Source organism: Paenibacillus sp. LK1 (assembly GCF_002750415.1).
GTDB classification, from domain to species: domain Bacteria; phylum Bacillota; class Bacilli; order Paenibacillales; family Paenibacillaceae; genus Paenibacillus; species Paenibacillus taichungensis.
Genome location: NZ_PEII01000001.1, coordinates 165,712 through 178,395 on the forward strand (window position 1 = coordinate 165,712; position 12,684 = coordinate 178,395).

The 12,684-nt window shown below is 45.4% G+C and carries 10 protein-coding genes; 2 read left to right on the top strand and 8 right to left on the bottom strand.

Features of this window, described 5'->3' with window-relative positions:
• Positions 1-28 precede the first annotated feature (28 nt).
• From CS562_RS00685 to CS562_RS00700, 4 genes are all read right to left on the bottom strand, one after another.
• A complete protein-coding gene (locus tag CS562_RS00685; RefSeq protein WP_099852819.1) occupies positions 29-1,036 on the bottom strand; it encodes an LLM class flavin-dependent oxidoreductase in 1,008 nt (335 codons plus the stop codon).
• A 194-nt stretch (positions 1,037-1,230) separates the two neighbouring features.
• On the bottom strand, positions 1,231-3,168 hold the full coding sequence (locus CS562_RS00690) for an LTA synthase family protein (RefSeq protein ID WP_099852821.1): 1,938 nt from the start codon (positions 3,166-3,168) through the stop codon (positions 1,231-1,233).
• A 148-nt stretch (positions 3,169-3,316) separates the two neighbouring features.
• Complete coding sequence (locus CS562_RS33670; RefSeq protein WP_099852824.1) at positions 3,317-4,402, bottom strand: HAD-IIIA family hydrolase; 1,086 nt, start codon at positions 4,400-4,402, stop codon at positions 3,317-3,319.
• A gap of 221 nt (positions 4,403-4,623) precedes the next feature.
• A complete protein-coding gene (locus tag CS562_RS00700; RefSeq protein WP_257219275.1) occupies positions 4,624-6,894 on the bottom strand; it encodes a putative PEP-binding protein in 2,271 nt (756 codons plus the stop codon).
• A gap of 251 nt (positions 6,895-7,145) precedes the next feature.
• On the opposite strand from CS562_RS00700, the gene CS562_RS00705 reads away from it, so the two are divergent.
• Both CS562_RS00705 and CS562_RS00710 read left to right on the top strand, forming a co-directional pair.
• Complete coding sequence (locus CS562_RS00705; RefSeq protein WP_053779906.1) at positions 7,146-7,523, top strand: VOC family protein; 378 nt, start codon at positions 7,146-7,148, stop codon at positions 7,521-7,523.
• A 253-nt stretch (positions 7,524-7,776) separates the two neighbouring features.
• Positions 7,777-8,445 carry an SOS response-associated peptidase gene (locus CS562_RS00710; RefSeq protein ID WP_099852826.1) on the top strand — a complete coding sequence of 223 codons (669 nt, stop codon included), beginning with the start codon at positions 7,777-7,779 and terminating at the stop codon, positions 8,443-8,445.
• A gap of 210 nt (positions 8,446-8,655) precedes the next feature.
• On the opposite strand, the gene CS562_RS00715 is transcribed toward CS562_RS00710, so the two are convergent.
• The 4 genes from CS562_RS00715 to CS562_RS00730 all read right to left on the bottom strand — a co-directional run bounded on the left by CS562_RS00715 (position 8,656) and on the right by CS562_RS00730 (position 12,651).
• On the bottom strand, positions 8,656-10,311 hold the full coding sequence (locus CS562_RS00715) for an AraC family transcriptional regulator (RefSeq protein ID WP_180286992.1): 1,656 nt from the start codon (positions 10,309-10,311) through the stop codon (positions 8,656-8,658).
• Between the two features lie 101 nt (positions 10,312-10,412).
• Positions 10,413-11,414, bottom strand: coding sequence for an ABC transporter substrate-binding protein (locus CS562_RS00720; protein ID WP_099852832.1), 1,002 nt, complete (start codon positions 11,412-11,414; stop codon positions 10,413-10,415).
• Positions 11,415-11,594: 180 nt separating this feature from the next.
• The gene (locus CS562_RS00725) at positions 11,595-11,966 is read right to left on the bottom strand and encodes a hypothetical protein (RefSeq protein WP_099852835.1); all 372 of its coding nucleotides are present in this window, start codon (positions 11,964-11,966) and stop codon (positions 11,595-11,597) included.
• Positions 11,959-12,651 (bottom strand): 3'-5' exonuclease, encoded by a 693-nt coding sequence (locus CS562_RS00730; RefSeq protein WP_180286993.1) that lies wholly within the window; start codon positions 12,649-12,651, stop codon positions 11,959-11,961. Before CS562_RS00730 ends, CS562_RS00725 begins: the two co-directional genes overlap by 8 nt.
• Positions 12,652-12,684 lie beyond the last annotated feature (33 nt).

Here is a 12,684-nt window from a genome sequence, read left to right on the forward strand (position 1 = left end):
TCAGAATATAATTCCCGTTCAGTACCGATTAATCCTGCTTTAAATTAAAGGCTTCCGCTATCAAGCTGAATGAACGCAAACGATCCTCGAATGAGTGAATCGCTGATGCAATAATAACTTCATCCGCTTCATAGCGTTCAGCCATTGCCGTAATTTTTTCCTTCACTTGATCCGGTGTACCCACAATGGAAAAAGAGCGGCGTTGACGGATCTGTTCCATCTCCATGGCCGTAAATGGATAGTTGTTCACCGTTTCTAGGGATGGGAATGAGTTCTGTTCCAGACCCCGGCCAAGCCGCAGGAAAAATAACTCATTGCTGCGAGCCAGTTCAGCAGCCGCTTCCTCGGTCTCTGCACAAAATGCCGACACCGCAATCATGGAATGTGGTTTGTCATTGAGGATGGAAGGCTTGAAATGTCTGCGATAATGCTTCATTGCTTCCTCCCCACCCGGTGTTCCGAAAAATTGGGCAAACGCGTATGCGGTCCCTTGTGCCGCAGCGATTCTTGCACCTTCGGAACTGGATCCGAGCAACCATACTTCGGGAACAGTGGTTACGGATGGTCCGGCTACTAGGGAAGCAAAACGATGATCCTCCGGCAGCTGTTCATGAAAGTATCCACCCAGATCGGCAATTTGCTGCGGGAAGAATTGCACATTCGATGACTTTCCTTCATTCAGAGCTCTACTGGCAATCGGCATACCGCCCGGTGCTCTGCCAATGCCAAGGTCGATTCGGCCGGGGTGTAGCGCTTCCAGCAAACGGAAGTTCTCGGCAACTTTATATGCACTGTAATGGGGCAGCATAACGCCGCCTGAACCTACGCGAATTCGATCTGTATGTGCTGCAACGTGTGCAATCATAACTTCCGGACTGGAAAATGACAGTGCTCCGCTGCCATGATGCTCCGACATCCAGAAGCGGGAGAATCCCAATTCATCTGCATGTTTGGCAAGCGTTACCGTCTCCTGAAGGGTATCCTGTACCGTCCGTCCTTCATTAATATGTCCATGTTCAAGTACACTAAGTTTCATCTATATTCATTCCTTTCGTCATCCTGCGTTAGTGGCTGCATCTCCCATTGTAACATTATTGATTACAGTTTCAAAGGATATCTGCTTCTCAGTTACACGTTCATTACACGTAAAGATGTACGATGAATAAACAAATAACGCCACCAGCACGTGAGCCAGTGACGTTATAGTATTTCATACATTTAAAAATTCAATTACGGTGCACGTTTGGGTAACAGCTTCACATACTCGTCAGACAACTTCATCAAGCTGAGCACGTGCTCATAATCAGAACGGTACGGCTCCAAATCCGTGACGGGTTCATACGTTTTTAACGAGTAGGCTGTTCCATCATCAAAGCCCGCACCCGGAATAAACATAATGTCATTATTCACAAATGAACCTGTTGGCAAGTAATACCGGATACCGAACGCATTGTTGTCCATGTTAAGCAGATCGTGTCCAAAGGCTGTAAATTTCTCTTCCTTCAAAGAGACACCCATCAGGTTCATCACCGTTGGCAGTATATCCAATTGACCACCAGGCTGTTCTATAACTTGACCTTTCGCCTGTTTTGGCGTGTGGATCAAGAGTGGGATGTTGAAGCGGCTAACTTTACCGTCATAGGGCACGCCCAGATTGGTCTGGATCTGCTGAGTAATCTCATCGTTTGCCGGCAGTCCGAAATGGTCACCATATATAACGAGTGTTGTATTATCCCATAACCCGTTTGCTTTGAGTTCATTGATCAGTTGACCTACCGCATAATCCGTATAATTGATCGCTTGCAGGTAATCATGCAGGAGCGTATTGGTGATTGTGGCCGGGATCGTAATTCTCGCCCGGTCCGCAGGAACCGTAAACGGTGAGTGGCTGGAAGCTGTAATGAACTGAGCATAGAACGGCTGATTAGCAGCCTGATGCGCAGCCATTTTTTCCACACCTACACGATATAATTCCTCATCCGACGGTCCAAAATCATTAAACTTATCATTCTTGAAGCTGGGTTTGTCGAAGTACCGATTGAATCCAAGCGCTGGATACATTTTGTTCCGGTTCCAGAAGGTAACGTCATTGACGTGGAACGTTTCTGACTCATATCCTTCTTTATCAAGCAGTTTTGGAAGACTTGGCAGATCACGGTCACTATATCCTGCTGACATAGGTACAACTCCGGTTGGATAGATGGATGTGTTCGACATGAACTCGGCATCCGACGTATTTCCCTGTCCGATCTGTTGGAAAAAATGAGAGAAATAATAGCTTTCTTTGGCCAGATCATTCAGAACGGGGGTTAATACCTGACCGTCGAGAGAAGCATTAATCGGGAAGTTTTGAAATGACTCCAGTTGGAGAACAATCAGGTTACTTCCTTTGGCCTGACCAAAATATTTGGTTTTGATAGCAGTGCCCTGACTCGATTTATCCTGATACGGATACTTGCTAACCAGTTGATTAATCTTGTCGATGGTTTCGTTAATATTGCCATTCGCAATGGCTTCATTCTCTTTGCTCGTCAGAATCGCAGATGACACCTGATAATTCAGGAAACCAAGATTTTCGGCACGAACCAGTTCATTATCAATGGTTTCTCCTTTGACAATGAAGCTGCCTGACAGCACGATACAAAATGCAGCCGTAAGGGCAACACCCAACTTGCCCCAATACCGTCTCCGGCTTCTGCCGAAATGGAGTCCACTGTCGCGATAGCTGTTGTTACGAGCTGAGGCACGACGACTGCGCAAGATAAACCATACGGGCAGTGCCAGTACGATATCCACAAAAAACAGGAAGTGCTCAGGTCTTACCAAAGGTCCGATACTGCCTCTCACTTGGGCGACTTGGCCCAGTTCGCTGAGTGCCGTATATGTGGGAACCGAACTGAAATGTACGTTATAGAGTGTCGCTGCGAACAATACCAGCGAGAACAACACATTAAAACCTGCGTACACTGAACGCTTCCAGGCTTTTGGCACGATCAGATCAAGGATACATACCACTGTCAGGGCCCCCAATGCGTCAGTAACGAAACCGATGCCGGACAGACCCTGGAAAAAGAAATACCGCAAAAGCGACAGCTTCAGCAGCATCAGAATAAATAACACGGCAAATAAGGTCCGTGATGAGGTCCGCTCATTTTTGGAATTAAACATGGTCGCTTTCAACCCTTATCTGAAATTTTTACGTTCCTTTTACAAAACGCATATTTTAGTATAACAGTTTTGGGGTTGGTATTCCATGAGGGGTGGCAGCAGACAAAAAAAAGTTTAAGCAAACTCCTTCTTTTGAAATCTCTCGTTTCTACAAAGTTAAGCTGCTCTTGTTCATGTCCTCATACAGCTTACCCATAATAATTTCATCCACATATGTACCATTTACCAATAAAGACTTAGGCTTGATTCCTTCCTGTATAAAACCAACCTTATGATATAAAGCTATCGCATTAAAATTATGGGACATAACAGTCAGCTCAAGACGAGTAATGCCCGCAGTAGGTCTCCACTCTTCCATTGCTGATATTAGATTTTTGCCAATGCCTTGGCCGGTATGAGCCTGTCTTATTCCAATAACGATACTCGCCCGATGTCGGATACGTTCTGCTGTGCCTCCAATGACCGTAAGATGGCCGATGATCTTGCCCTGATGCTCCGCGATCCAGATTGAACTATTCGAAGTAGCGTCCAACTGATCTATAAAACGAGCCTGCCCGCCTAACGTGGTCTTGCGCTCGCCCGGATTATAGAGCATATAAGTACTTTCACGATCCAGTGCCCGATGTAGTTCCAGCAGACGAGCCGCATCTTCGGCACAGGCTTGGCGAATAATAACATCCCCGATTGGCTTCTCCCTCATTTGTAAAATCCACTGTACCGCAGCGTTAAAATCAGTAGCCAAAAAGTCTGCCTCCAGCGCTTCCCATCGGGTACGGTTCTCCTCAAGCGACTCTATGCCTGCTCCGGTCAACACCAATATGCATAAACAGCCAGCTGCACGCGCAGCAGTCATGTCAGACCACCGATCTCCAATAACAATGCATTGTTCAAGATTCAAATCATGTTCTAGTGCTGCCTGTTTGAGCATCGTTGGTTGTGGTTTACGGCATTCACATTGAGCCTCGGCAGGGTGAGGACACACATAGGTGTGCTCAATGCCAAAAAGCCTCATCTCCTGCTGAAAAGCTTTGATCGTTGACTTACCATTTGTAATGCCCGGTTGATTCGTGAATCCAAATAATCGGATACCCTGTCCAGATAGTTTCCGGATGGATTCTTCAACTCCATGATACAGCTCCAGTTCACCAGGGTATCGTATTTCATCTGTACCTCCAATGGTGCCATCCCGGTCGATAAAGATAGCCTGGATAGGGGGATTATCATAAGTAGTCATATTGGATGTCTCTCCTTATGCTTCATTGTGGACGAAAATGAATTCCGTTTTTATTTCAAATTAAAAAGAGGTAACGAATCCGCGAAGTGGTCGTCATACGTTGACAGTAGACAAGTGAACACCATAAACAAGTTATGTCCACAAAAGCTTTTGTCTCTCTATCATTTCCGTATTATACCATCTGCCGATCCAATTACCTCATTAATCGCTTACCAGAAACATTACGCAATCGTCGATATATCGCCGTCCTGCCTGTTCACATTTGGGTCCTGCTTCTGAGCAAGGAGTGCTGCCTGAGCGGCAGCAATACGAGCAAGCGGTACCTGTTCTGGCAGACAGCTTACATAATCCAGACCAATACGGTGACAAAAAGCAATGGATGCCGGATCGGCTGCATTCTCACCACAGATGCCTGCTTTTAGATGAGGTTTCCGGATTCGGCCCTGAACGAGAGCCATCTCCACCAACTGCCCCACTCCGTCGATATCCAGTACGTGAAATGGATTGCTGGGCAGTGAGCGCTGTGGCTCAACAAAATGAAGGAATGGCTTCTCCGTATTGTGACGGCTGTAACCAAACGTCATCTGTGTCAGCTCATCGGTGCCAAACGAGAAGAAGTCCGCATGACGCGCAATAGGAGCTGCAGTCAATGCCGCTCGAGGAACTTCAATCCGTGCCCCCACTCTGTAGAGACAGTGACGCTTCTCCTCTCCAAGCACCTGGTCCGCTACATGATCCACCAGATCTCTCATGACCTGAAGTTCATTGGCATGACCCACCAAAGGAATCATGATCTCAGGCCGTACCCACTGCCCTTGGCGAATGCCCTTCACGGCTGCACGAAAAATGGCTTCAAGCTGCATATCGTAGATTTCCGGGAACACGGTTCCCAGTCGACAGTCCTGCTGCCCTAGCAACGGATATTGTTCATGTAATTCCAGCACCCTGCGGATGACACGCTCAAGCTCCTGCACTTCGGTGTTATTTTCCTCTAGTTTGCTAAGAGCCAACTGCTCACGTCGTTTGTTTAACCTTTCAATATCAGGCAGCAGCTCATGCAGCGGCGGATCAAGCAATCGAATGGTTACCGGATAACCATCCAACGCTTCGAAGAGTTGTTCAAAATCAGCCTGCTGCATCGGCAACAGACGTTCCAGTCCGCGTTTGCGCTCAGCTTCGCTGTCTGCCAGAATCATTTTCTGTACAAAAGGAAATCTCGAAGCAGACAACAACAGTTGTTCTGTCCGACACAATCCAATGCCCTCAGCCCCTAACGTGCGGGCCTTCACGGCGTCCTTGGGATGATCCACATTCGAAAGTATTGTAAGCCCCTTCATTTCATCTGCCCATTCAAGTAGAAGCTGCAGCTCTGGTGATAAAGTTGGAGATAATTTCAGCAATTCCTTCACATGCCAAGGCTGGATACGTAATATGGCATCCTCTTTGGTGATTACCCCTTCATCCACGAGATCTACAGTACTCCTCAGCGTCGCCTGTGAGGTTAACCTCGCTTCACTGATTTCCACAAGATACAGGGTCCCAGTATCCACAACAAATTGGACTTCCTGTACCTCTCTCGTGTGAGACTCCAAATAACCGCAAGCGTCCTGCAAAAGACCATACAGTTCAGACTCTTCACTCCGCAGTTGATCCAGTCCTTCATTCGAAGGCCGAGAAGCAGCAGTTGAAACGTAATCCCCTGTCATACCTCGTTCCCCTGTACCTGGATGACGAGAATATACCGTTCCGAACCCGCTGCGGTCACCACGCTCACCATTGACCATCACCTGTATAAGAACAGCTGCTCCTTGAGTTTCATCGGAGAAAAGAGAAGGATTACGAAGAAGTTCTTGTTGGGAGTTGGACCGTATAACACCCTGTGAATCAGAAACTGCACGCATCACTTCTTTTAGCTGTAACTGAACATCTTGAGGGAAAGGATGACGTCCTTTCTCTTCTATTAAGCGTTTATATTCCGCGATGGCGAATGCTAACTTCGCTTCATCGAGTATCGAGATGTCTCCCCATTTTTCTTCAAATAGGGCATACGGAATGTCGTGCACCAGTTGACCATAATCCTGCAATAAAATTCGATAACAATTAAGGGCATACGGACGATCATTCGTTTGCCTTGCGAAACCTTCCACGGTCACATCATTCAGTCCTACATGAAGCAAAGCATGGGATGCCGTACCACTGGGACACGTTTCACTTGACCGGAGGGCAAGCAGCAGCGGTGCTGAGGAATCGCCAAAGATTTTGCCGGAATGCTTCTCAAGTTGCTGAATTGCGCTGCCAATCTCTTGGGCTCCTTCAGCTGAAAGATGTGCAAGACGGGTACAGAACGTGCGACAGCCTTCCTTTGTTACAATGAATCCGGCCGGAACGGGCCAACCTGCCTGGAGCAACGCCGCAAGTCCAGCCCCTTTACTACCCATCAGCCCTTTCATCTCTGCCGTACCTTCTTCCAATAGAACTACCCGTTTTGTCATTACAGCGCTCCCATCTGCCATTACATGGCTGTGCTTAAAAGGCAATTCATCACTCGAATTGTCCTTTATCTAATGGTATGTCGCAATACGGCAGTCAAGGACATTTGCTTCCTCTTTTTGTGCTTGAATTGAAGTTGTATGTTGGCCGCTCGTATATGGTAATATAAAGCTTGACTCAATCTAAAAAAGCTACATTCAAACGCATACCTGCTTCAACCATGATCAACTACGTATATAAGGAGTGTAAATCAATGTTTACTCAAGTCGGGCAAATTATGTTGTATGTAAATGATCAGGATAAGGCTCTTCAATTTTGGACGGAAAAAGCAGGTTTCCATATCGTTAACGAAGTTAATGGGAATGGCATGCGCTGGATCGAGATTGCCCCTGTGAAGGATGCTCAAACCACCATTATCCTGCACGACAAAGAATTCGTTGCCAAAATGTCCCCTGAATTAAACCTTGGTACACCATCTCTCATGCTTTTCACAGATAACTTGGATCAACTATACACTCACTTATCCAATAAACAAGTTACGGTTGGCGAGATTGTAACGATGCCTGGCGGAAGAGTATTCAACTTTGCAGATGACGAAAACAATTACTTTGCTGTTATGGAGAAAAATTAAATCTCCTGGATCACCTGAGTAATACCACATCAAAAAGCCCGTTCAGTAGTGAACAGGCTTTTTTCTATATATTTTGCTCATATGCAAACCTGCCTGCATACGTTGCTGTTTTCCCATGTTGTTGCGCAGTAATTCCACGTGATTTTTTGCATATTTATTTTTAAATGGATATACAACTCCACATATTACCCGTTTCTAACGTTAAAGATTTGAGTTAAATTACATACTATAGCGTTTTAAAGGAGGCTTCGATATGTGCGGAAGATTCACGATTACAGACCCAATCGAAGAAATTATGGACAGGTACTATGCTTCTATTGCTGAAGGATATGAGTACAAACCGAATTACAACGCTGCACCTATGCAATTCATCCCGACAATTATCGGTAGCAAAGACGGTAATCGATTGGGGGCGCTCCGATGGGGTTTAGTTCCTAATTGGGCCAAGGATGAAAAAATAGGAAATAAAATGATTAATGCCCGTGCAGAGACCCTCACAGAGAAACCTGCCTTTAAGCGCCTGATCAGTTCCAAGCGTTGTATTATCCCATGCTCGGGATTTTATGAATGGAAAAAGGATGGATCCGTAAAGCAACCCATGCGGATTTTAATGAAAGATGCCTCCATCTTCTCGCTTGCTGGTCTATACGATACTTGGATTGATCCAGAAGGTAACAAGCTTTCAACTTGCACTATCATTACTACGGAACCTAACAATCTTATGGCGGACATCCACGATCGTATGCCAGTCATTCTCCGGCCGCAAGATGAAGCGGATTGGCTAAACAAGGAATCGGACAAGGAAAGCGTTCTGAGGCTTCTCAGCCCGCATGAGGCCAATGAAATGATAGCATACAAGGTGGATTCTGCAGTAGGTAATGTGCGAAATAATAACGAGGAATTGATCAAAGAGGTCAGTTAAGAATAAAAAGGAGCAGCGAGGTTATCCCCTCTGCTCCTTTATGTAATGAATTAATAGAGATATATCATTAAGCTCTAAGGATTCCATATTCTCAGCCATGTCAACGATTGTATACGATTACTCAAGTATAATTCAATTGTGAGATTTAGCAGAGAATGTGATTTTCCTCGTGATTTTTTAAATTAATTTAGTCCTCCCGTGTTGCCTAATTCATCCCAAATACTGCAGTATATCGTCGATTTTCTTTCCGTGGGAGATGACACCATAATTCATCCAGGTCATAAAATCCACCTCATATACATGACCGCTTATCACTGCAGGCAGCCGTCTCCACTCATCTCTTTCCAGGAGCTTCCGTTCCTCTCCGGGATAGGCAGAATCCATATTGTCAAATGTAATAAAGAGATGATCTGCTTCAAGCTGACTCAGCTGCTCAAGCCCAATACCGACTCTTCTACTTTGACTCGCCCATTGCTGTACACGGAAATGCGGGGTCAATCCGAGATCTTGATACAATACCGGTCCTACGTAACCATATTGGTTCCCGTAGAGTATAATTTCAGATGACGAAATACGTAAAAGAGCTACCGTTTGTCCCCGCGCATGACGTGCCAACTGTCCCTTGGCCTCAACGGCTTTATCCTCATAGGCACCTATTACATCCTGAACCCGATTTACTTTTCCCAATATATCTGCTGTCGATTTCAAAATGGAACGCCAATCCTCTCCCTCGTGCTCCATATAAAATGTCGGGGCTACTTGCTCAAACCGTTCCAGATTCCAGCGTTGGTATCCGTTGTTCAGCATAATAAATTCAGGTACATTCGTCTCATTAAACCCTATGTCCAGCTGAGTAACATCAAATTCAGGAACATCTTCCAACCCTAAATATTGCTGTCTTCCCCAAGAACGATGGGAAGTTTGCAGTATCGGTTTTATTCCAAGGGCAAGAACAAAGTCCTCCAGATACGGAGCAAACACACGCACCTCTTGACGGTGATGTCGCCGATATAATCCTGGTGAAACACCTGTATATTGCTTGAATCGGCGACCAAAATAATATTCGTTATTAAATCCCACATTCTGTGCAATATCATGCAAGCGATCATCGGTCATCTGTAACAGCAGTTTGGAATGCTCCAATCGTACAGCATTTACATAATCAAGCGGAAGCTTGCCTGTAATCTCCTTGAATTGTCGGGTATAACTGGATCTGGTAAGCCGGATCTCTGCTGCCAGATCGTCAACCGTTATGGGCTGATCATAGTGTTCGCGAATATAACGAATCGAGCTTTGAAGCCGTGCACGGTCATCCGGCGATTCAATCTCGGGATCATTTTGTCGAAGCAGCACACGGAACCACTCCTGAAAACGCAGTTGTATCTCCCATTGGTCCAACCAGTCTTGAGCAGTCAGCCCATGCAATATCTGTTCCAACGATTTCAGACAGGAACTCCATGGACTATAATTCAGTTCAATAAGAGGCAACCGATCTGGATCTGATATAAAGGCTGGCGGCTCGTGTTGCACCGTTTCACCTGTTATACTCAACCTACTGGCCTTATCTTCTTTCACCTCAGCTACCATCAGCTCAATTTTATAATATTGCAGCTCACAGGAGCCTTCAATCACAATGGTACGTCCAGCTGGAACAAACATAATCATCCCTTTTTCCAGACGAGTGTCCCTATTATCCAAAGAGTCTATTGAGCCTTGCCCACCCGTCACTACGAAAAGAGCGTGTGATGATGTCTTGTTATATGTCTGCCTGTTGGCGATATCGACTTGGTTATAATCCATGTATTTCATATGTTGAAGCAAGCATAACCAGGGCTTGGGAATCAGTTGTACAATCGTGGGACACATATTCATCTTCCTTAATTGAGAATTGTTATCATTTACAATAGTGTAAACGAAAAAAGAAAGCTCTTCAACCCTGAGGGAAGAACTTTCTTATGGAAAAGGGATTATGGCGTCATTTTTTGCAAGAGATCATCAATCTTCATTGTGTTTGCCGTAATCGCACCTGATTGCCAATACGATCTTTCCATCATGTACACATGGTTGTTTTTGACTGCCGGGAGAGATTTCCACAACTTGCTATCCAGCACCTTCAAAGCTTCCTTGTTCTCTGGAGATGACCACTCTCCATTGGATGGAAATACAATAATATGATCCGCATCAAGCTCTGGAAAAGCCTCTTCGGACAGAATTTCCTGATATTCTTCCATCTTGGCGACCAGAGGATGAGGTGTTAGACCAAGCTCCGAATAAAGAAATCCGGTAAATCGATTTTTCACACCGAACAATGCCAATGTATTATTGCTGATATTCAATCGGACAACCGCTACGGTCTCATCCCCAACGGCTTCCTGAAGATTCGCCTTAGCATCTGCAATCTTGGCCTCAAATGCCGCAACAACTTCTTTACCCTTGTCCGGTTTACCGACAACATCGGCAATAGTCGTCAAGATTTGATTGGAATCCTGCAAAATATCTTCAGGCAGACGATACGTCGGTGCCACCTTTGAATACATCTCATATTTCTCCATGTCCGCTCCGCCATCCACAATGATGAGATCCGGATCATACTCCAACAAAGCCTCAATGCTACCTGTAGTATCGAATTGAGGCACATCCAGATCCAGATATTCCTGCACACCCCACATCGGATTATACCACTGTACTACAGGTGTGATATCGAGAGCCTTGAGATAATCTTCCACATAGATACCAGCAATCCGCTGCGGATGCACCGGGATCGTCACATCACCGAATTCATCCTGAACGACACGTGTCTCTGCTTCTTTTTCTGTTGTTTCAGATGTACTGCCATCCGAAACCGCTGTCTCAGATGCAGGAGCCTCTTCTGCTTTTGACTCAGAATTTGCACTACAGCCCGATATAACTACAACCATGAGTAGCAGTATGATCGTCCACCCTTTGAAGCCTTTACTGAACCATACCATGATACCATTCACCCCTATGTAATCTGTTGTTGTATCGGTGAGAACATGTTTTACGAATAATGATTATCATTCTCACTCAATGCTTAGATGAATTGTACCTTATGCTGTGCAAAACTCACAATACACATTCGCAGCCATTTTTTTATACAAACGAAAAGAATATACAACCGTCACCCCCGCTTAACGCAGGGGCAATGTACCTTGTTGATAACGTTCAAGTAATTGCATAACAAATGAATCTTGCATTTCGTCCTGTAACAGGGCAGCGCCAATCAATCCAATATCATCACTGACATATCCGGCCAGTTCAGGATCGCCCGCAAGAGCAATCGTTCGTTTGAAAGCCAATTCCCTGCTTGCACGAAGCACTTCTTCTTCCACGACGTCAGACTGAGCAAACCGTTCAAATGCCTGCATCCACTCATCGGCAAATTCGGAAGCATCCCGTTGATCCAGATAGGCTTCCACATCCAGTCCTTCGAATGTCTGTTGACTAAGAATCCGTCCCTTATTCATATCAGCAAGCAATTTATCCGCATCCACTCTACTCATCTGGGTTCCCTCCTCCATTCGGTGCTGTTAAATACATCTCGGGAATCACAAAACGCTTCATCTCACGTTCCCCATCCGCAGTAAAATGATCCAATGCAAGAGCCTGATATTCATTCAGGACATGCTCAAAAATACGAGCAATCACACTACAATCAGCTAAGGCATTGTGCCTGTGAATTCCGTCTGTATTCAGGTCATAATATCGGATCAGGAAATCGGTAGAGATGACCTCGGAGATTTCAGGATGAATATATGTAAACATCGCTTTTGTATCCAACACCGGATTGGTAAACATCGGCAGCCCATTCATATCACAATGTCGTTTCAATATGGGCAAATCATACTCATAACCCGCCTGCGTTACTAACACCTTATCCCCGATGAATTCCAGAAAAGCCTGGTATGCTTCTGCAAATGAGGGAGCCTGGATCATATCCTCATTTGAAATACCCGTTAACTTCGAGACCGCTTCCGGAATCGGTTTAAAGGCACATGCAAGTGAAGTGAACGATGAATCTAATGATTCTCCTTTTTTGTAGTTCATTGCACCAAATTGGGTCACACTCTCCTCTGCCGGATTAATCCCTGTGCCCTCTAGATCAAATATGCAGTACATCCTATCTTGCAAGTGAGAGACTTTTAGCTCTTCAACAGTGTACGTATCCGGCATAAACGTAATCTTCATTCGACTCTCCCCTTTTTCATCTATAGAACGCAT